General features: G+C 43.7%; 19 protein-coding genes. 14 read left to right on the top strand and 5 right to left on the bottom strand.

Annotated elements, in window-relative coordinates; all coding sequences use genetic code 11:
- Window positions 1–5 precede the first annotated feature (5 nt).
- Window positions 6–1,169 (bottom strand): aminotransferase class V-fold PLP-dependent enzyme, encoded by a 1,164-nt coding sequence (locus tag I4V84_RS09915; protein WP_118578169.1) that lies wholly within the window; start codon window positions 1,167–1,169, stop codon window positions 6–8.
- 169 nt (window positions 1,170–1,338) lie between these two features.
- Here I4V84_RS09915 and yedE point away from each other — a divergent pair, with 169 nt between their 5' ends.
- The 8 genes from yedE to I4V84_RS09955 all read left to right on the top strand — a co-directional run bounded on the left by yedE (window position 1,339) and on the right by I4V84_RS09955 (window position 7,825).
- Window positions 1,339–2,418 carry a YedE family putative selenium transporter gene (yedE, locus tag I4V84_RS09920; protein ID WP_118578170.1) on the top strand — a complete coding sequence of 360 codons (1,080 nt, stop codon included), beginning with the start codon at window positions 1,339–1,341 and terminating at the stop codon, window positions 2,416–2,418.
- A gap of 91 nt (window positions 2,419–2,509) precedes the next feature.
- On the top strand, window positions 2,510–2,716 hold the full coding sequence (locus I4V84_RS09925) for a sulfurtransferase TusA family protein (RefSeq protein ID WP_148461112.1): 207 nt from the start codon (window positions 2,510–2,512) through the stop codon (window positions 2,714–2,716).
- Window positions 2,716–2,958, top strand: coding sequence for a DUF3343 domain-containing protein (locus tag I4V84_RS09930; RefSeq protein WP_148461113.1), 243 nt, complete (start codon window positions 2,716–2,718; stop codon window positions 2,956–2,958). The genes I4V84_RS09925 and I4V84_RS09930 overlap by 1 nt, the downstream gene beginning before the upstream one ends.
- Window positions 2,959–2,989: 31 nt before the next feature.
- A complete protein-coding gene (locus tag I4V84_RS09935; RefSeq protein WP_195991836.1) occupies window positions 2,990–3,628 on the top strand; it encodes a DUF3786 domain-containing protein in 639 nt (212 codons plus the stop codon).
- A 261-nt stretch (window positions 3,629–3,889) separates the two neighbouring features.
- Window positions 3,890–4,657, top strand: a complete 768-nt coding sequence (locus I4V84_RS09940; RefSeq protein WP_173716048.1) for an ABC transporter ATP-binding protein — start codon at window positions 3,890–3,892, stop codon at window positions 4,655–4,657.
- A complete protein-coding gene (locus I4V84_RS09945) occupies window positions 4,650–6,671 on the top strand; it encodes an ABC transporter permease (RefSeq protein WP_195991838.1) in 2,022 nt (673 codons plus the stop codon). The genes I4V84_RS09940 and I4V84_RS09945 overlap by 8 nt, the downstream gene beginning before the upstream one ends.
- Window positions 6,672–6,792: 121 nt before the next feature.
- Window positions 6,793–7,518, top strand: a complete 726-nt coding sequence (locus I4V84_RS09950) for an AzlC family ABC transporter permease (protein ID WP_118578175.1) — start codon at window positions 6,793–6,795, stop codon at window positions 7,516–7,518.
- Window positions 7,508–7,825 carry an AzlD domain-containing protein gene (locus I4V84_RS09955; RefSeq protein ID WP_118578176.1) on the top strand — a complete coding sequence of 106 codons (318 nt, stop codon included), beginning with the start codon at window positions 7,508–7,510 and terminating at the stop codon, window positions 7,823–7,825. Before I4V84_RS09950 ends, I4V84_RS09955 begins: the two co-directional genes overlap by 11 nt.
- Before the next feature lie 43 nt (window positions 7,826–7,868).
- On the opposite strand, the gene dapF is transcribed toward I4V84_RS09955, so the two are convergent.
- On the bottom strand, window positions 7,869–8,723 hold the full coding sequence (dapF, locus tag I4V84_RS09960; protein ID WP_195991840.1) for a diaminopimelate epimerase: 855 nt from the start codon (window positions 8,721–8,723) through the stop codon (window positions 7,869–7,871).
- 336 nt (window positions 8,724–9,059) lie between these two features.
- Between dapF and I4V84_RS09965 the strand changes: the two genes are divergently transcribed.
- The 3 genes from I4V84_RS09965 (at window position 9,060) to I4V84_RS09975 (ending at window position 11,439) form a co-directional block, all read left to right on the top strand.
- Window positions 9,060–9,839 carry a transporter substrate-binding domain-containing protein gene (locus I4V84_RS09965; RefSeq protein ID WP_148461118.1) on the top strand — a complete coding sequence of 260 codons (780 nt, stop codon included), beginning with the start codon at window positions 9,060–9,062 and terminating at the stop codon, window positions 9,837–9,839.
- 171 nt (window positions 9,840–10,010) lie between these two features.
- Window positions 10,011–10,703: an amino acid ABC transporter permease gene (locus I4V84_RS09970; protein ID WP_118578179.1), complete on the top strand. Its 693-nt coding sequence runs from the start codon at window positions 10,011–10,013 to the stop codon at window positions 10,701–10,703.
- The gene (locus I4V84_RS09975) at window positions 10,693–11,439 is read left to right on the top strand and encodes an amino acid ABC transporter ATP-binding protein (RefSeq protein ID WP_270413264.1); all 747 of its coding nucleotides are present in this window, start codon (window positions 10,693–10,695) and stop codon (window positions 11,437–11,439) included. The genes I4V84_RS09970 and I4V84_RS09975 overlap by 11 nt, the downstream gene beginning before the upstream one ends.
- A gap of 83 nt (window positions 11,440–11,522) precedes the next feature.
- Here I4V84_RS09975 and I4V84_RS09980 read toward each other — a convergent pair whose 3' ends face one another.
- Together I4V84_RS09980 and asnA are read right to left on the bottom strand one after the other, a co-directional pair.
- Complete coding sequence (locus I4V84_RS09980; RefSeq protein ID WP_118578180.1) at window positions 11,523–11,933, bottom strand: CBS domain-containing protein; 411 nt, start codon at window positions 11,931–11,933, stop codon at window positions 11,523–11,525.
- Between the two features lie 20 nt (window positions 11,934–11,953).
- On the bottom strand, window positions 11,954–12,961 hold the full coding sequence (asnA, locus tag I4V84_RS09985) for an aspartate--ammonia ligase (RefSeq protein ID WP_118578181.1): 1,008 nt from the start codon (window positions 12,959–12,961) through the stop codon (window positions 11,954–11,956).
- A 250-nt stretch (window positions 12,962–13,211) separates the two neighbouring features.
- Here asnA and I4V84_RS09990 point away from each other — a divergent pair, with 250 nt between their 5' ends.
- Window positions 13,212–14,108, top strand: coding sequence for a hypothetical protein (locus tag I4V84_RS09990; RefSeq protein ID WP_195991841.1), 897 nt, complete (start codon window positions 13,212–13,214; stop codon window positions 14,106–14,108).
- Between the two features lie 160 nt (window positions 14,109–14,268).
- Here I4V84_RS09990 and arcC read toward each other — a convergent pair whose 3' ends face one another.
- Entirely contained in the window at window positions 14,269–15,201 is a 933-nt protein-coding gene (arcC, locus tag I4V84_RS09995) for a carbamate kinase (protein WP_148461122.1), read from the bottom strand.
- Between the two features lie 691 nt (window positions 15,202–15,892).
- Here arcC and I4V84_RS10000 point away from each other — a divergent pair.
- Together I4V84_RS10000 and I4V84_RS10005 are read left to right on the top strand one after the other, a co-directional pair.
- Window positions 15,893–17,554, top strand: coding sequence for a DUF11 domain-containing protein (locus tag I4V84_RS10000; protein WP_195991842.1), 1,662 nt, complete (start codon window positions 15,893–15,895; stop codon window positions 17,552–17,554).
- Window positions 17,555–17,794: 240 nt separating this feature from the next.
- A complete protein-coding gene (locus tag I4V84_RS10005) occupies window positions 17,795–19,252 on the top strand; it encodes a UDP-N-acetylmuramoyl-L-alanyl-D-glutamate--2,6-diaminopimelate ligase (protein ID WP_195477675.1) in 1,458 nt (485 codons plus the stop codon).
- Window positions 19,253–19,255: the final 3 nt, after the last annotated feature.

A 19,255-nucleotide genomic window follows, 5' to 3' on the forward strand; every position in this document is an offset into this window, starting at 1 on the left:
TGAATTTATAAGTCTAAAATTTTCTTTAATCCCTGGATGGCAAAATCCAGCTCATTCTTTGTATTTTCCGGTCCAAAGGAGAACCGGATAGTTCCGGCAGGATAAGTACCAAGCGTCTTGTGGGCGTTTGGAGCGCAGTGGAGTCCGACTCTGGTCATAACACCATACTCATTGTCCAGCTGCCACGCCACCTGTGACATGTCGATTTCTGGTGTCTGGATCGAAACAACTGCATTTCGGTCAGTGAGATCTTTTTTTCCAATAATACGGATATGTCTGCCAGTATCGTCCAGTGCCTGCAGCTGTTCCAGAAAATAACCAGTGAGAGACAATTCTTTTTCATTTATCGCCTGCAAAGAATGCGTTTTCAAGTACAAAAGTGCTTCATGCAGTCCATAAATTCCAGGCAGATTAGGTGTCCCGGATTCAAAGCGATCCGGCATAAAATCCGGAATTTCTTCCGTATGAGATACACTTCCGGTACCGCCGGAAATCAGTGGTTCCATTTGTTCTGCCAATTCCTGGGAAACCAGGAAACCACCTGTCCCTTGTGGTCCCCGAAGTCCTTTATGTCCGGTAAAAGCTAACGCGTCAATATGCATTTTGTCCATATTAATTGGTACGATCCCAGCCGTCTGTGCAGAATCCACAACAAAATAAAGCTGGTGCCTCTGACAGATTTCCCCAAGGGCATCAAGGGGCATCCTGGTTCCGCATACATTGGAAGCATGTAAAGTGACAATAGCTTTCGTCTCAGGGCGGATCAGTTCTTCTACTTTTTCCAGAATCATAGAGCCGTCCGTTCTGCAAGGAATCCGGTCAAAGGAAATCCCTGAGGAAGCCAGCTGTACTACAGGTCTCATAACTGCATTGTGCTCCATGGCGGATACCAGAATATGGTCTCCTGGTTTTAAGAATCCTTTTAAAATAAAATTGAGACTGGTGGTGACATTCGGTGTAAAAATTACATTTTTGCATTTGGAAAAGTGGAAAAGTTCTGCCAGCAGCTGGCGTGTCTCATAAATAACTTCTTCTGCTGAGTAAGCACTGGAGTAGCAGCCGCGGTTCACGTTAACTCCGTTCATAGTCAGGTAATCCATCATAGCTTGTGCCACACCTGGAGCCTTTGGAAAAGAGGTGCTGGCCTGGTCGAGGTAAATTCGGTTCATGATTATATCCTTTCGCTTGGAAAATGGTTATTTAATATATCTATAATACCACGATTTATCGACAATATCTATAAATACTTAAAATAATCCCACATAATCAATTAGAGTTTTCTGACAAAAAATGCTAAAATAGAGGAAAGATTTGACAGTTATCTAAGGAGGAAAGAGTATGAAAGAAACATTGTCAAAGAAAGAAACACCCATAATCATCGGAGCCGGTGTCATCATCGGAATCATTGCAGTGGCTCTGGTATATTTCGGAAACCCTGCAAATATGGGCTTCTGCATTGCCTGCTTCCTGCGTGATACTTCAGGAGCACTGGGATTCCACAGTGCAGCTGCGGTTCAGTACATCCGCCCGGAAATTGTAGGACTGGTACTTGGCTCCTGCATTCTTGCTCTTGCAACCAAAGAATTTAAGCCAAGAGGCGGCTCCGCACCTGTTACCCGTTTTGTGATCGGAATGTTCGTTATGATCGGCTGCCTGATGTTCCTTGGCTGCCCATTCCGCATGATCCTTCGTCTGGCTGGCGGCGATTTCAACGCCATCTTTGGTTTGATCGGATTTATTGCTGGAATCCTTGCCGGAGTATTTTTCCTGAAAAAAGGCTATACTCTGAAACGTTCCTATAAAATGCAGCCGGTTGAAGGCGGCATTTTCCCAGTAGTGGAAATCGGAATTCTTCTGCTTCTCATTGCAGCACCTGCATTCATCCACTTCACAGAAGCTGACGGTGGTCCTGGAGCAAAGCATGCTGCAATTGCAATCTCCCTGATCGCAGGGCTTCTGGTAGGTGCACTTGCACAGAGAACCCGCCTGTGTATGGTTGGAGGAATCCGTGACGTGGTACTGTTTGGAGAGTGGAAGCTGCTTCTTGGATTTATTGCAATTCTGGTAAGTGCGTTGATCGGAAACATGATCCTGGGATATTTTAATCCAGGATTTGCAGGACAACCTGTCGCACATACAGATGGTCTTTGGAATGCACTTGGAATGGCGCTTGCAGGATTTGGCTGTGTCCTTCTTGGAGGCTGCCCGCTTCGTCAGCTGGTTCTGGCTGGTGAAGGAAACACAGACTCCGCCATCACAGTATTTGGTCTGATGGCTGGTGCAGCTGTAGCACATAATTTCGGACTGGCATCTTCTGGAGAAGGCCCGACTGCAAATGGCAAGATCGCTGTTGTGATCGGTTTTGTGGTTCTGATCGTGATTGCGACAGTAAATTCCATGCGTAAGAATGAAGCGTGAAGTTGATTAAGGACGCTCATTTATAGTATATCTGTGTAAACAGACAATTCCGTTTAGTTGAAATAATGAAAAATCTAAGGAGATTAAGTGTATGAAAACAATAGATGCAAGAGGGCTTTCCTGCCCGGAACCTGTGATCCGTACTAAGAATGCGCTGGCATCCGGTGAGAAGGCATATACGGTAATGGTAGATAACGTAACAGCCAAAGAAAACGTATCCCGTTTCGCCCTGCATCAGGGATATAAGGTGTCTGTAAAAGAGGATGGGGAAGACTTTGTCCTCACTCTTGAGAAATAATGGGAGATTACATAGCCACATTTTTTTCCCATTTTGGAGCTATGTCTTTCAAGAAAAAATGTGAGAAAGAGGGATATCCGGCTACGATCATGCCGGTGCCAAGGAATTTAAGCTCTTCCTGCGGAACCTGCGTGAAATTCACAGGGGAAGCACAGACTGCGCAAAACTGGAACTCCGATGAAGTGGAGCAGCTGGTAAAAATACTTGAAACAGGAAGCTTTCAAGTTATATGGCATAGCTAAAGGTAAATAGCGGATAAGAGGAGAATGTATTATGCCAGAAAACAGGCAGTCTAATTATGACCAGGTAATCGAGAACTGGAGATTGAAATTCCTGGAAATGGATCAGGAGGAACTGATTCGCAAATTTCAGCTGGAAGCTGATGAGGAGTTTCTTTATATCATCTACTTTTCAAAAAAATTTCGAATTGACCGAAAAAACGGATTCATTACAGAAGATGGGAAAAGCCCTGGATTTGATACGGTGATGAATATTTATAATACGTTTTACTATTCAGCAGCTCATCCTGTGGCATCGGGCAATCTGGTGGCTTTTCGCCAGGTGAAGAGAGTGTATCCTTTTGAGGCTGCTTACAGAAGGACGATTATTTTTAGGCTGCAGGAGCTTTTCGCCGGGAAAACAGAAGAATTAAGAAAAGCCTGTGAGGCTCTTGGGGGAACTTTGCTTCCTCAGGGAGATGTGGGGTATGTGCTTCCGGTATTTCCTTTTTTGAATATTGCAGTTTTGTTCTGGGATAAGGATGAGGAATTTGAAGCACAGGCAAACATGCTTTTTGATTCGGAAATCACAGAGTTTATGCATGAGGAAAACGTAGTGTGTGTGGCGGCGGACGCGGTGTATTATCTTACATTGGCTGCCGGAATGACGCCAGAGAAGATATATGCCCAATAGGGGATTATAATATAAAAAAGGTCGTATATGTCAGCGGCCTTTTTATATTGCAAAAAATACTGACCAAATCTTCTATATCATAAAGAGTTTTGCCAGATGAAATTTTTTTCTTGCAAACTTTATGTGACAACCTTACAATATTGTAAGATTCTGCCTGCATTTTGTAATCTGATTCGATGGCAGCAAGTGACTTTTTTAAGTATACTGTTTTTTGCAAGGAAGCGTATGAAAAAGCTCATTGATAAAGGAGAGGAGTAAAAAATGTCATTACTTGAAGTTACAAATCTGAAAAAAATATATACCACCCGTTTTGGCGGAAATAAGGTGCAGGCATTGACCAATGTGAATTTTTCTGTGGAAAAAGGTGAATTTGTTGCAATTATGGGAGAAAGCGGTTCCGGAAAAACTACACTTCTGAATATTCTTGCAACACTGGATAAACCTACTTCCGGAGACGTACTTCTGGATGGAAAAAGCCTGGGACACCTTTCTGATAAGGAGATTTCTACATTTCGAAGAAAAAATCTGGGCTTTGTGTTCCAGGATTTTAATCTTCTTGATACCTTCAGCCTGAGGGATAATATTTATCTGCCGCTGGTGCTAGCAGGTGAAGATTACCGGGAAATGGGGCAGAAAATCCGTCCTATTGCACAGGCTCTTCATATTTATGAGCTGCTGGAAAAATATCCTTATGAGGTCTCTGGAGGACAGAAACAAAGATGTGCAGTTGCCAGGGCTCTGATCACACAGCCGCGCCTGGTCCTTGCGGATGAACCCACAGGGGCTCTCGATTCCAAGGCTGCAAATGCTCTTCTGGACGTTTTCGGAGAGATAAACAGACAGGGCCAGACCATTCTCATGGTTACTCACAGCGCCCAGGCAGCCAGCCGGGCATCCAGGGTTCTGTTCATAAAAGATGGTGAAGTTTTCCACCAGATCTATCGCGGCGAGAAAACAAAAGAGGAGATGTACCAGATGATTTCCGATACCTTAACCATTTTGATGACGGGCGGTGAGTATCATGCGTAAGGGACTTTTTTCCAGGCTGGCAGTTGTAAACATCCGGAAAAATAAACAGATTTATGTGCCCTATATTCTGGCGTGTCTGTTCAATGTGGCAATGCTGTATATGATGCTTTTTATCAATCATAATGCAGGAATGAAAACGATCCGTCACAGTGGTGACGTGTTGATGATCACGACTATGGGAGTTGGCGTTATTGTTATTTTCTCCTTTATTTTCCTGTTGTACAGCAACAGTTTCCTCATGAAAAGAAGACAAAAGGAACTGGGACTTTACAACATTCTCGGGCTGGAAAAGAAGCATATCAGCTGGGTTATGATGCTGGAGAATCTGTTTAGTGCCTTGATCAGTTTTGTTGGCGGAATCCTTGTGGGAATTCTGGGAAGCAAGCTGGCGCTTCTGCTGCTCTTGAAACTGATCAAGGTTCCGGCGTCCTTTGGGTTCGAAGTCAGCGTTCCGGCAATCAGAATATGCCTGGAAGTGTTTGGAGCTATTTTTGTTTTGATCCTTCTGGTAAATATCCGAAAGGTTTACAAAACAAACCCGATTCAGCTTCTTCAGGCACAAAATACAGGGGAAAAGGAACCAAAAGCAAAATGGCTGATGGCGGTTGCTGGTTTTATCTGTCTGTTTATCGGATATTATATTGCCATTACCACAGAGTCACCTCTTTCGGCGCTGGCGCTGTTCTTTGTGGCAGTGGTTCTGGTAATGGCAGGAACGTATCTTCTTTTTACAGCAGGAAGCATTGTGGTGCTCAAAGTCCTGCGCTGGAATAAGAAATTTTATTATAAAACCAAGAATTTTACTGCTGTTTCCGGTATGCTGTACCGCATGAAACAAAATGCAGTTGGACTTGCAAGTATCTGCATTCTGAGCACAGGCGTACTTCTGATGATCTCTTCTACGGTGTGCCTGAATTCCGGACTGGATGATATTATGAACAAACGCTGTCCGGCGGATGTGAATGTGCTGTACCGGGGAAATTCTTATGAAGATCTGGAAAAAATGAGAGAGAAATTACTGGGAAAAATTGAAAACCAGGTTTCTTATGAGAAAATTAACACCGAAATTGCTTTTTCATCTACGCTTGTGGGAAGCGAAGATGGGAGCTGGAAATTTGCAAATGTTGATGGGAGTTCCCTTATGGCAATGCCAGCCTCATTGGAAACCCTTACCGTGGTTCCACAGGAAGAGTATGCCAGGGTTACGGGAGAAGAGATTTCCCTTGCGCCAGGTGAAGTTCTTGCTTACCACAATGGAAAAACAGACGGTGAGACTCTGGAGATTCATAACAAGGTTTACCAGGTGAAAGAATGGCTGAAAAATTATCAGTATGTGGGAGATAATTTTTCTTCTATGGATTCTTTGAAGCTGGTTGTAAATGACGAAGACTTTTTTGCTTTGTTTTTGCAGCAGGAGGAAGTTTATCAAAGTGCAATGTCTCTGATGGAACTGGAAACGGATGTGTATCTGTCTGGAAGTGAAGAAGAAAAATATGCATCTGCCACCAAAGTAAGCGATCTTGCAACGGAGCTTCTGGATTCCGAAAAAGCAGCTGGAACTATAGAAGTGGGAATGAACTACAATACTATAAAACAGGATCTGTATAACAGTTTTTACAGTATGTTCGGTGGAATTTTGTTCCTTGGAATTTTCCTTGGACTGCTGTTCCTGATGGGGGCGGCCATGATCATTTACTACAAGCAGGTTTCAGAGGGCTATGAGGATAAGGAACGGTTCGAGATCATGCAGAAGGTGGGCATGACTCATAAAGAGGTGAAATCTTCCATTCACAGACAGATCCTTATGGTATTTTTCCTTCCTCTTGGAATGGCAGCACTGCATATTGCTATGGCATTTCCTATGGTAAAGAGACTGCTGGCGCTGTTTAGCATGACAAACAGCGGTTTGTTTGCCAGATGCACGGTGGTGACATTATTGGTGTTTGCTTTGGTTTATGGCGTGATTTATGGGCTGACAGCGAAGGTTTATTACAAGATTGTAGAGAGAAAGTGAGAATACAAGGGATAATAGTTGAATTTATTAGTGTAAAGTGCTACAATGAGAGAGCCTGGGAGGCCAAAACTGTTTCCCAGGCTCTTTGCGTGACTACAGAAGAAACCGGAGGAAATCTCTCATGAAAAAAGAGAGCTTTAAACAAGGAATTACAGATGGAATCCCCATTGCCCTGGGGTATCTGGCTGTTTCCTTTACGTTTGGTATGATGGCGGTGCAGGGCGGACTGTCTATTTGGCAGGCGGTCTTGATTTCTTTGACGAATCTTACGTCAGCGGGACAATTTGCAGGTCTTGATATTATCATAGCAGGAGGTTCCTTATGGGAAATGGCACTTACTCAGCTGATTATCAATCTGAGATACTGTCTGATGTCGTTTTCCCTTTCACAGAAGCTAAGACGTGATGAAACTTGGGGGCATCGTTACGGAGTTGCATTTGGCGTAACAGATGAGATATTCGGAGTCAGTGCCAGTAAACCGGGGAAAGTCAGTGCGTTTTATAATTATGGTGTAATGAGTGTAGCAATCCCGGGATGGACCATTGGAACCCTGCTTGGAGCTATTTCAGGAAGTATTCTTCCTGATTTTATTATGAGTGCACTTGGAGTTGCCATTTATGGAATGTTTTTGGCTGTCATTATTCCGCCATCCAAGAAAAACAAAGCAGTGCTTCTGGTTGTTCTTGGAGCAATGGCAGTGAGCGCATTATTTGCCTGGGTTCCTGTATTATCGAAAGTCTCATCCGGATTTGTGATTATTATTACTACAATTCTGGTAGCCGGACTGGCAGCATGGCTTTGCCCGGTTGATGAAGAAAATGCCAAGGAGGAAGCTCATGAAGCCTAATGTTTATATTTATATCCTGGTTATGGCTGGCGTTACATATTTGATCCGTATGCTGCCATTGGCACTGGCGAAGAAGGAGATTACCAATCCTTTTATAAAATCATTTCTGTTTTATGTGCCCTATGCCTGTCTGGCAGCTATGACGTTTCCGGCGATTTTGTCGGCAACGGCAAGTGTAATTTCAGCTGTAGTGGGATTTGTAGTGGCGCTGATTGCAGCGTACAAAGAGAAGAGTCTGCTGACTGTGGCGCTTCTTGCCTGTGGTGCAGTATTTATTGTAGAAAGAATAATGGCCTTTGCGGTGTAAGCATTACAAAATGCCTACGGTCCGCAAGGGCCTTTTTATTGAGTCATTCTCCAAGAAATCCCAGATCAATTTCCCCATCAAATACAGTAGTCGCCGCACCAGTCATATAAACCTGATCGTCATTTTCGTCCCAGAAAATATTAAGATCGCCACCAAGAAGCTTCACGGTAACCGGCTGATCACGGTCAACCAGCCCGTTCAAAATAGAAGCAACTGCAACTGCGCAGGCACCTGTTCCACAAGCCAGAGTCTCACCGGAACCGCGCTCCCAGACTCTCATCTGGACAGTGTGTCGGTCGATGACTTTTACGAATTCGGTATTGACGCGGTCAGGGAAATTTATATGGTTTTCAAAAGATGGACCGATCTTTTCGATTTCCAGCCCGTCTACGTCATCCATGTATACGATGGCGTGAGGATTTCCCATGGAAACAGCTGTAAAGTGATAAATCTGTCCGTCTACTTCAATAGGGGCATTTACGACCTGCTCAGATTCAGATACAACTGGAATCAGAGAAGCCTGAAGAATAGGGGCGCCCATATTGACCTTTACCATACTGACTTTTCCGTCACGGATAGAAAGATCCAGATATTTCACGCCGCTTTTGGTCGCTACGCTGATACTGGTCTTGTTTACAATGCCGTAATCGTAAGCATACTTGGCTACACAGCGGATGCCATTGCCGCACATAGCACCCTGGGAACCATCCAGGTTGTACATATCCATCTCACAGTCTGCAATGTCAGACGGCTTAATCAGAATCAGTCCGTCTGAGCCAATTCCAAAATGTCTGTCACTCACAAATTTGGCAACTGCTGATGGATCTTTCACAGTTTCTTTAAAACAGTTCACATATACATAATCGTTGCCGATACCATGCATTTTTGTAAATTTCATAATAAATACCTCCTGTTTGGGCGGTTAACGCCTTGGTCATTCAATTATTTAATTACTCCACACAAATCATATCATAACACAGATCTGTTATCAAAAAGTGAATTTTTCCAAATAATGACAAAGAAGTTGGGGAAATTTATGGAAACTCTTGCATTTTTCCAAAAAGCTGATAAAATGAGGAAAAGATAGATGAATGAATATGCAGAAAGCATGAATAATTATGTCCCCATCTTGTGAAGTCGGTTGTTGTGGAAGAAATAAATAGCAACAGCTTACTATGTGGATGAAGATATAAGGAACTGGTTCTGTATATGAGATTAAGAGGAGGAAAAGAATATGAAAAAATTAGTAGCTCTTGCACTTGGCACAGTAATGGCAGTTTCCATGACTGCTGGCGTATCTGCTGCAACTGTTGAGTCAAAGGATGATCTTAAGAATGCAACAATCGGTGTACAGCTTGGTACAACCGGTGATATTGAAGCTAGTGAATATGAGGCTGACGGAGCAACTGTTAAGCGTTACAGCAAAGGAAGCGAAGCAATCCAGGCACTTATGGCAGGCCAGATCGACTGTGTGATCATCGACTCCCAGCCAGCTCAGAAATTCGTTGAGAATGCAGACGGACTGAAGATCCTGGACGAGCCATTTGTTGAAGAAGAGTATGCAATCTGCCTGAAGAAAGGCAATGATGAGCTTCTTGACAAGATCAACGGCGCATTAAAAGAACTGAAAGAGGACGGAACTGTTGATGATATTATGAACAACTACATCGGCGACAACATTGGCGAGACACCATATGAGTCTCCGGAAGATGTAGACCGTTCCAACGGAACTCTTGTAATGGCAACAAACGCTGAGTTCGAGCCATATGAGTACCGTGACGGTGATGAGATTGTTGGTATCGACGCTGATATTGCACAGGCAATCTGCGATAAGCTTGGATATGAGCTTGAGATCGACGATATGGAGTTTGATGCAATCCTTGCTGCAGTGCAGTCTGGAAAAGCTGATTTCGGTGCTGCCGGAATGACCGTTACAGAGGATCGTCTGGAGAGCGTTGATTTCACAGACACCTATGCAAATGCAAGCCAGGTTATCATTGTAAAAGCTGACTGATAGAGAGAACAAAGTATAAGCTGCCGGAACCTGGTACTGGCTGACTGAGTTGCATCAGACAGCCAGTGCTTTTCCGACAGCTTTTCCTATAATGCAGGCATAAACAGAAATGCTTTTTCAAACACGTTCAAGGCTGCGTTATAAAGATATCAGGATAAAAAGGAAAAAAATATGTTTGAAAAATTTGGACACGATTTTTATATCAATTTTATAAAAGATGACAGATACACCTGGCTGCTGGATGGTTTGAAAAATACCATGATCATCACAGTTTTCGCCCTGTTGATCGGTATCTGTATCGGTTTTCTGGTGGCAATTATCCGTTCTTCCCACGATAAATCCGGGAATTTTAAAATTGCCAACTCCATCTGCAGAGTTTATCTGACTGTGATCCGTGGAACACCTACTGTGATCCAGCTTCTGATCATGAACTTTGTAGTTTTTGGTTCTGTAAGTGTCAATGAGATTCTGGTAGGAAGTCTGGCATTTGGTATCAACTCAGGTGCCTACGTTGCGGAGATCGTCCGTTCCGGAATCATGTCAATTGACCAGGGACAGACAGAGGCAGGACGTAGCCTGGGACTTAATTTTACCCAGACCATGCGTCTTATTATCATTCCACAGGCGTTTAAGAATGTACTTCCTGCACTGGTAAATGAGTTTATCGTGCTGATCAAGGAAACTTCTATTATCGGTTACATTGGAATGATGGACCTGACCAAGGGTGCAATGCTGATCCAGAGCCGTACCTACAATGCTTTTATGCCTCTTCTGGCAGCAGCTGCAATTTATCTGATCGTGGTCATGGTATTGACCTTCTTTATGAATAAACTGGAGAGGAGACTGAGAACCAGTGAGCGTTGATAAGAGTAAAGTTTTGATCCAGGTACAGGATCTGAAAAAAGCGTTTGGATCCAATCAGGTTCTGGATGGAATTTCCACAGATATCTGTCAGGGCGAGGTTGTTGCCATTATCGGACCATCTGGCTCTGGTAAATCTACTTTCCTTCGTTCTCTCAACCTTCTGGAGGAGCCTACAGGAGGTAAAATCCTGTTTGAAGGAACAGATATCACAGATCCCAAGGTTGACATAAATCGACATCGTCAGAAGATCGGAATGGTTTTCCAGCAGTTTAATCTGTTTCCACACAAGACGGTAAAGCAGAATATTATGATGGCACCGGTTGCCCTGAAACTGATGACAAAGGAAGAGGCTTCCAGACGTGCGGACGAGCTTCTTGCCCGTGTGGGACTTCCAGATAAGGCAAATGCTTATCCGGATATGCTTTCCGGTGGTCAGAAGCAGCGTATTGCCATTGCAAGATCCCTTGCCATGAATCCGGATGTTATGCTTTTTGACGAGCCTACTTCTGCACTTGATCCGGAGATGGTTGGAGAGGTTCTGGAGCTGATGAAAGAGCTTGCAAAGAGCGGCATGACTATGGTTGTAGTTACTCACGAGATGGGATTTGCAAGAGAGGTTGCAACAAGAGTTTTATTTATTGATGACGGCAAAATTCAGGAACAGAATGCGCCGAAGGAGTTTTTTGAAAATCCGCAGAATCCGCGATTGAAGGAATTTTTGTCTAAGGTTCTGTAAAAAGAAAAAAGACAACCTTTTCCATTGGTTTAAATGGGACAGAGGTTGTCTTTTTTTGTGAAAAAACGCGGTGATTTAAAATCCTATGCGTTTTTCTTCATTTCTTTATAACAATATTTGATGATTTCTTTCCTTGTGACAATTCCGATAAAGTGATCCTGATCATCTATAACCGGAACAAAGTTCTGGTTGATTGCGCGGTCCAGGAGATCCTCCATGTCGCAGTCAACGTGTACCGGTTTGTAGGTGGCTCTTCTGGAGATAGCCATAACCGGTACTTCCTCGGCTGTTTTCATATCCGTGATGTTCAGATTTTTCATTCCCCAGAGAAGGTCACCCTCAGAAATAGTACCTACGTATTTTCCCTCTGGATTCAGAATAGGAATACAGGAAAACTTCCGGTGTTCCATTTTCTCAAGAGTCTGCCTCAAAGTTTCATTTTCGAAAATGTAGGCAATATCACTTTTCGGTGTTAAGAAAAAAAGTATATTCAATTTGATCCCTCGATTCTATTTTACAGAAGTGGAATACCGCCTTTAGCAGCTTCTTCCTGCATTTCCTTAGGCCACAGGGAAACATGTACTTCTCCAATATGAGCCTTGCGCAGGAAGAACATACAGATACGGGACTGACCGATACCGCCGCCGATGGTGTATGGAAGTTCTTTATTCAGAATGGCCTTCTGGAACGGGAGCTCTCTGCGGTCGTCACAGCCGGCTTCTGTAAGCTGTTTGTCAAGTGCTGTCTCGTCTACACGGATACCCATGGAAGAAAGTTCAAGGGCAATGTCCAGTACAGGATAGTATACCAGAATATCGCCGTTTAATTCCCAGTCATCATAGTCTGGAGCACGTCCGTCGTGGCGCTCGCCATTTGTCAGTTTCTTACCTACCTGCATAAGGAAAACAGCGCCTTTTTCTTTGACGATCTTGTATTCTCTTTCCTTAGGGGTAAGATCCGGATACATGTCTACAAGCTCTTCTGTGGAGACAAATGCAATCTCTCTTGGAAGAATTTCTTCTATGTAGTCATACTGTACTGCCATGTATTTCTCTGTCTTGCGGAGTACGCTGTAGATAGTACGGACAGTGTTAATGAGAGTTTCTACATTTCTCTCTTCTTTGGTGATGATCTTCTCCCAGTCCCACTGGTCTACATAGATGGAATGGATGTTGTCAACATCCTCATCACGGCGGATGGCAACCATATCGGTGTATAAGCCCTCACCTACAGAGAAACCATATTTCTTCAGTGCATAACGCTTCCATTTTGCAAGAGAATGTACGATTTCAGCGTTGCAGTCCATGCCTTTGATGTCAAAGCTTACCGGACGCTCCACGCCGTTCAGGTTATCATTGAGGCCGGAACTTGGATCTACAAATATAGGTGCGGAGACACGCAGAAGGTTCAGCTTCTGTGCAAGTGTCTGCTGGAAAAAATCTTTCACAGTTTTAATTGCTACCTGAGTATCATGAAGATTAAGGTCTGCATGATAGCCCATAGGAATTTTTAATTGTTCCATGGGAATCCTCCTTGTTGATTGTGTTAATCTCTGTTTTCTGTTCACGATAATTTCTAGTCAGACCGTGAACAGGAACAATCTTGGTTTATTATAACAGGTATTTTCCCGCTTGGCAATTTAGACCTTGCAAGAAATATGCAAAAAAGATACAATAAAAGACAAAGAATGTGATGATTTTTCCCTGTTGGAGCAAAAACAGGAATTACAGGTTGCAGTGAAACAGAATAACCAGAGAACCGGGAGGATGTCTATGGAGAAAAAGAGGTGCCAGGTCTGCGACGGGCCTGTTGTAAATGGCAGATGTAAGCTGTGTGGAATGCCTTATAGAAATGATGAGACTTTGTATCATCTGAATGAGAACAGAAGTGACCATTACCGTCATGCTACCAGCCGGGCGCGGGCAATCATGCGCCAGGAGGAAATCCCGCTGGGAGATAAGAAGGCTGGAAGTGCTGCATATAAGACCGGGACCGGAACAGGCGTGGCAGGAGCCGGAAATAAATATGATCAGAAAACGGGAACTGGAAGTTCTAAGTCACTGGCTGGTGCAGGCACAGGGAATTTTTATAATAAGGGAAGTGTGAAAGCTGGAAGTACATATGGAGGCAGCACTGGCGCTGCTAAGAATGGAAATAAGGTCTCTGTCCCTGCTGGGAATTATAATTCCAAGAGCAGACAAAGTACAGCTGGAACTTACAGCACTACAGCTAAAAAAAGCAGTGTTTACACCCAGAAACCGGTAAAAAAGAAAAAAGGCTCCCTTTTTGGATGGCTCATGGTCCTGGTGATCATTTGCGCAAGCTTACCGGAAATCCGGGATTCCCTAAAGGACAGCCTTGCTCCGATACTTGAAGAAGAATTTGGAGATATGTTCGGCTCTGGGGCTGATTCAGCCTCTTATAAACTGATGGCGGGAGATGTGCTGGAGGTTGGGGAAAATGTGGATGGAGGCATTGTCCCAGGATATTACATTGCTTCCTGTTCAAATGGTTTTGTGAGTTTTATGATCATGGGAGAAGATGGTGAAAACGGAAGCATGACAGTGACAGATGGCGTGGAGCGTAAGATTACCCTGAAAGAGGGAGATCTGATCGGAATCATAAATACAGAGTCAGAGGATTCCTCATTGATGCTTACTGCTCGTTGAGATTGGGGAAATAATAGTAAAATAATAGTAAAAAAAGGAACCTCGTCAGATGAGTACTTATTTCGTCGGAGGTTCCTTTTTGTATGTTTAGAGCGTATTTGAAAAATCATTCCCGCAAATTGTGACGCACATCTTGCAGAAAGCCTTTTTCAAACACTCTCTAGCGGATGGTAGTTCCTGTTTTCCCTTCATAGCCCTCTTTGGCATGAGCCATATCGGTAATCACAGTGCTCCGGCCTTCCCCTTTCTCAATAAAGGAAATACCTGCTTCGATTTTGGGAAGCATGGAACCGGAAGCAAACTGGTTCTCTTCGATGTATTTCTTAGCGTCTGCTACAGTGATGCTGCCAAGCTTCTGCTCATTTACCTGACCGTGGTTCAGACTTACGTTCTCTACACTTGTGAGAATCAGAAGAGTATCGGCATTTAATTCTTCCGCAAGAAGTCCTGCAGCAAGATCTTTCTCAATGATGGCACTGGCACCGTGAAGGTTGATGCCCTGCTCAAGCACTGGAATTCCACCGCCGCCGGCTGCGATAACAACCTGGTCTGCATTGAGAAGTGCTCGTATGGTCTCAAGCTCTACAATTCTCTGTGGCTTCGGAGCTGCTACGATTCGTCTGTATCCGCCATCAGCAAGTCTGGTGACAAAGTTTCCTTTTTCTTCCTCTGCTTCAGCTTCTTCCTCAGTGAGAACACGTCCGATAATTTTCTCCGGATCTGCAAAAGCGTCGTCATATGGATCAATAACAGTCTGGGTAAGAATGGTAGCAACAGGTTTGTAAATTCCGCGGCTGATAAATTCAGAGCGGATCGCATTCTGAAGGTCATATCCAATGTAGCCCTGGCTCATTGCGGAGCAGACTGACATAGGAGCGAATGTATAATCCGGGTGTGTCTTTCCAAATTCATTCATTGCAGTGTGGATCATGCCGATCTGTGGGCCATTGCTGTGGGAGATTACCACCTTGGCCCCCTCTTCAACAAGATCTGCGATTGCTTTTGCTGCGGCTTTGGTGGCTACTTTCTGCTCTGGAAGTGTGGTGCCGAGAGCTCTGTGACCTAATGCAACTACTACGATTTTTTCACTCATAGGAGATACCTCGTTTCTGTCAAGAATATAATGCGGATATCAGAGTTAAGTGGATTACTGTGAAAGTATTCACAGCAACATGAATGATTTCTCCGGACATCCTTGTGTAATATCTTCCATTATAAAAGCTAAGGGTGGGAATTGCAATAGAAAAGTCCTTGAAACAGGAAAAGCCATCCGCATCAGGCAGATGGCTCATTTCCTATATTTTTGAGGGGGGAGATAGAGAGTGGTTTTTCATCTATCCGAAATTCATTATATCGGCAATTTGTGAGGAAAATGTGTCTCAAATCTAAAAGAAATCGAAAAAATATGAAATGAAAATAAAATCCGACCCTTTATTGCATTTAAAGACCAAGTGTGGTAAAGTAAACCTATCTTGTTTCTGCATTCTGCAGAAAAGAATTTCTACCGCGCCGGTTCGGCGCAAGATAACCCGTTTTTTGAAGGAAACCTGTTAACCTGGGCGTTTTATACGCTTTTTTGAAAATGGATGCATACAATGGCAAGGCAAATTTGCTTCGGAATGCTGTGAATAGGATCTGTTTAAGTGAGAAAGGTGTGATTCCCATGTGCTGTCAGTGACTCATTTATATGGTGACGTCGCCAGTAGGCGGCAAGTCCGTTTTGTAAAATAGTAGTTTAATAACAGAGATTAGTGAAAAATAGGGGTAGAAAAGGAGAAGTTATAATGAAAAACAGGATATGGAAAAAGATACTGGCAGTGGGAGTAAGTCTGCTTGCAGAAGCTGGGATGCTGGTTGGATGCACGGCGCAGCCGGCAGTGGCATATGGAGCAGAAATGGAAGGCGGGTTATTTGTTGCCCAAGATGCGGCATGGACAGATTTACAGAAATTTCAAGCGGTGATTTCTGTAAAGGCAGATGGGCTGGCGTCACTTACGTGGGAAAATGAAAACCAGGAATATGAAAGTGGCGATGAAAATTTATTCAGCAGTGGAAATCAGGACGGGAGCCTGGAAAATGATCAATATGATTTTTCGGATGAAACAATACCTCATCCAACATCTTACGAACTGGTAGTCTGGCTTTCTGAATATTTTCAGCCAGATGCTTCGTTTATGGCACCTGAAGGCTGCCTGAAAGAGGAGCTTCCTATCGAGACTGCTGACGGAAGATCCAGCAGTATAACCGGATTCCGCTGGAAAATAAATCCGGGAGAACAGGGCAAACAGCTGAAAATTCCGGTTACCTTGCGGGATGAATATCGTTTTCCAGCAGAAAAACATACAGTTCCTACCTGTCAGGATATTTTGCATGCAAATGGTGCTATAAGCGGAGAAGAAAATGGAGGCGGAGTTTACATTGTAAAAAAAGTGGAAAATGAAAAAAACATTTTGTGTAAAGCCTTATCTAAGAGTCTGGAGATACCAGCTGCATACATGGATTTTTCAGTGGAGATGGAAGCCAAGAAAAAGGCGCTTTATACTGGAAAACGCATTCATATGGCAGTGAATCTGACAAATAATGGTCAGGTACCTTTTTATAAAATTTCCCTTCAGGCCAAAGTAAAAGAACAGGAACTGGTACCTGTGTGGGAAAAGGAGCCTGGCCTTGAAGTTTCGGAAAGTGGTGCAGTGCTGGAAAGCCTTTCCGCAGGGGAAACACGAATCCTGTCTTTTTATATAGATCCGGACATGGATCAGAAAAGTAATCTGGAGCTGGAGCTTTTTGCAAAAACAGAAAATCCGGTTTCGTTGGAGAAAGCAGCAGAAAAACAGTTAACATTACAGCAGGGAAAAGCCTCTTTTACGGTAAAGAAAACAGCTGACTGCGACAACGCCAGCCCTGGGGAGACTGTGACTTATCAGATCAGTATTCACAATACCGGGGAGGTGACTCTGCATTCCGTAGTTACTACAGAACGTTTCGGGCTTGCCGGAGTAACAGCTACTTTTCAGGAACAGAGAGGTATAACCTTGAATAAAAGCAGGACTCAGGCGAAAATCCAGGAAATCGCACCTGGTGGCTGTGTGAATTTAAAGGCAAAAGTTGTACTTCCAAAAGATCTGAAAGACCAGAATCTGATGAATCAGATTATTGTAGTTACTGACGAGACTGGTGAGGAAAGCGCAGTGCGGGATCAGGCAACCATCCGTGTGGAAGATAAGGAGAAGGATGGAAATGGAAGCGGAAACGGAAATGGGGGTGGAAATGGAGATGGAACTGGCATAGGCAGTGGGAATAATGATGGCAGCACAATGGCTGCGTCCACCTCTCCAAAAACAGGGGATACTTCCCACAAAGAGCTGTTTCAGGTACTGATTCTGCTTTCGTTTCTTTTTTCCGCTGTAGCCGCCAGAAGAATGTTTGGAGGCAATGCTCACAGATGACCCGTGAATGGAAACTATAATGTGAGGTGAACGGTTACTGCTTTTTTAACAGGAAAGATTGAAAACAAATTCTGTGTGTGATATTCTATAAAAGAGTATGCGTTGCTGTATGATGTCACCAGATTAGAGCGTGTTTGAAAAATCATTCCCGCAAATTGTGACGCACATCTTGCTGAAAGTCTTTTTCAAATAAGCTCTGGCGTGATTTTAAAGCAACGTCAATATAGGGAGGCATATATTATGAAATTATCATCCTTATTAGAGAAGTTAGAATACACCTGCGTGCAGGGGAGCACAGAGCAGGAAGTCACTGGTGTTGTTTATGATTCCAGAAAGGTAACAGACGGCTCTCTGTTTATCTGTATCAGAGGTGCTGTTGTAGATGGACATAAATTTATCCCGGATGTGACAGCAAAAGGTGCTAAAGTTCTGATAGTAGAAGAGGAGGTTTCTGCACCGTCAGATGTTACGGTTATCCAGGTGACAGACACCAGATATGCTATGGCATTTATTTCAGCGGCCTGGTTTGGACATCCGGCAGAGAAGCTGAAAACAATCGGAATTACCGGAACCAAGGGAAAAACCACTACTACCTATATGGTAAAATCCATTCTGGAAAATGCCGGATACAAGGTTGGTCTGATCGGTACTATTGAGGCAATTATCGGAAATAAGATAATACCTGCTTCTAATACCACACCAGAATCCTATGTAGTTCAGGAGTATTTTCACGAAATGGTGGAAGCTGGCTGTGATTGTGTGGTTATGGAAGTTTCCTCACAGGGGCTGATGCTGCATCGTACTCAGGGATTTGTGTTTGATTTTGGAATTTTCACAAATATTGAACCAGATCATATTGGTCCAAACGAGCACAAGGACTTCGATCATTATCTGTCTTGTAAAGCTATGCTTCTCAAGCAGTGCCGCGTAGGAATTGTAAACCGTGATGATGAGCATTTTGACAGAATTGTAGAGGGACATACCTGTACTCTGGAAACCTATGGCTTTTCAAAAAAAGCAGACCTTCGCGCTGAGGATGCCAGACTGATTGGCGGAAAAGGCTATCTTGGAATTTCCTATCAGCTGAAGGGACTTATGGATTTCCCTGTTGAAATCGACATCCCGGGTAAATTCAGTATTTACAACTCTCTTACCGCTATTGCAATCTGCCGTCATTTTAAGGTTTCCCAGGAAAATATCCTGAAGGCTCTGAAGGTAGCAAAAGTAAAAGGCCGTATTGAGATGGTGAAAGTATCTGATGAATTTACCCTGATGATTGATTATGCACATAATGCAATGGCTTTGGAAAGTCTTCTTACTACATTGCGTGAATATCATCCACACAGACTAGTCTGCCTGTTTGGCTGTGGCGGAAACCGTTCCAGGCTTCGTCGTTATGAGATGGGAGAAGTTTCCGGTCGTCTGGCAGATCTGACCATCATTACTTCTGATAATCCGCGAGATGAGGAGCCTCAGGCTATTATTGATGATATCAAAGTGGGCATGGCGAAGACAGAGGGTAAATATGTGGAGATCCCAGACCGCAAGGAAGCAATCGCTTATGCCATCCATCACGGAGAACCAGGGGATATTGTGGTGCTGGCTGGTAAAGGTCATGAAGATTACCAGGAAATCAAAGGTAAAAAATATCCTATGGATGAGCGTGTGTTGATCGCAGATATTCTTGCTGGAAAGTAAAAC

This window comes from Ruminococcus sp. 1001713B170207_170306_F1, assembly GCF_015668065.1.
Taxonomy (GTDB): Bacteria; Bacillota; Clostridia; order Lachnospirales; family Lachnospiraceae; genus Blautia_A; species Blautia_A faecis.

Coding starts and splice junctions, on each gene's coding strand:
- yedE (WP_118578170.1), top strand. CDS start 1,339: ATGAAAGAAACATTGTCAAAGAAAGAAACACCCATAATCATCGGAGCC.
- I4V84_RS09970 (WP_118578179.1), top strand. CDS start 10,011: ATGTTTGAAAAATTTGGACACGATTTTTATATCAATTTTATAAAAGAT.
- arcC (WP_148461122.1), bottom strand. CDS start 15,201: ATGAGTGAAAAAATCGTAGTAGTTGCATTAGGTCACAGAGCTCTCGGC.
- I4V84_RS09945 (WP_195991838.1), top strand. CDS start 4,650: ATGCGTAAGGGACTTTTTTCCAGGCTGGCAGTTGTAAACATCCGGAAA.
- I4V84_RS09915 (WP_118578169.1), bottom strand. CDS start 1,169: ATGAACCGAATTTACCTCGACCAGGCCAGCACCTCTTTTCCAAAGGCT.
- I4V84_RS09930 (WP_148461113.1), top strand. CDS start 2,716: ATGGGAGATTACATAGCCACATTTTTTTCCCATTTTGGAGCTATGTCT.
- I4V84_RS09940 (WP_173716048.1), top strand. CDS start 3,890: ATGTCATTACTTGAAGTTACAAATCTGAAAAAAATATATACCACCCGT.
- I4V84_RS10005 (WP_195477675.1), top strand. CDS start 17,795: ATGAAATTATCATCCTTATTAGAGAAGTTAGAATACACCTGCGTGCAG.
- dapF (WP_195991840.1), bottom strand. CDS start 8,723: ATGAAATTTACAAAAATGCATGGTATCGGCAACGATTATGTATATGTG.
- I4V84_RS09965 (WP_148461118.1), top strand. CDS start 9,060: ATGAAAAAATTAGTAGCTCTTGCACTTGGCACAGTAATGGCAGTTTCC.
- asnA (WP_118578181.1), bottom strand. CDS start 12,961: ATGGAACAATTAAAAATTCCTATGGGCTATCATGCAGACCTTAATCTT.
- I4V84_RS10000 (WP_195991842.1), top strand. CDS start 15,893: ATGAAAAACAGGATATGGAAAAAGATACTGGCAGTGGGAGTAAGTCTG.
- I4V84_RS09955 (WP_118578176.1), top strand. CDS start 7,508: ATGAAGCCTAATGTTTATATTTATATCCTGGTTATGGCTGGCGTTACA.
- I4V84_RS09950 (WP_118578175.1), top strand. CDS start 6,793: ATGAAAAAAGAGAGCTTTAAACAAGGAATTACAGATGGAATCCCCATT.
- I4V84_RS09990 (WP_195991841.1), top strand. CDS start 13,212: ATGGAGAAAAAGAGGTGCCAGGTCTGCGACGGGCCTGTTGTAAATGGC.
- I4V84_RS09935 (WP_195991836.1), top strand. CDS start 2,990: ATGCCAGAAAACAGGCAGTCTAATTATGACCAGGTAATCGAGAACTGG.
- I4V84_RS09925 (WP_148461112.1), top strand. CDS start 2,510: ATGAAAACAATAGATGCAAGAGGGCTTTCCTGCCCGGAACCTGTGATC.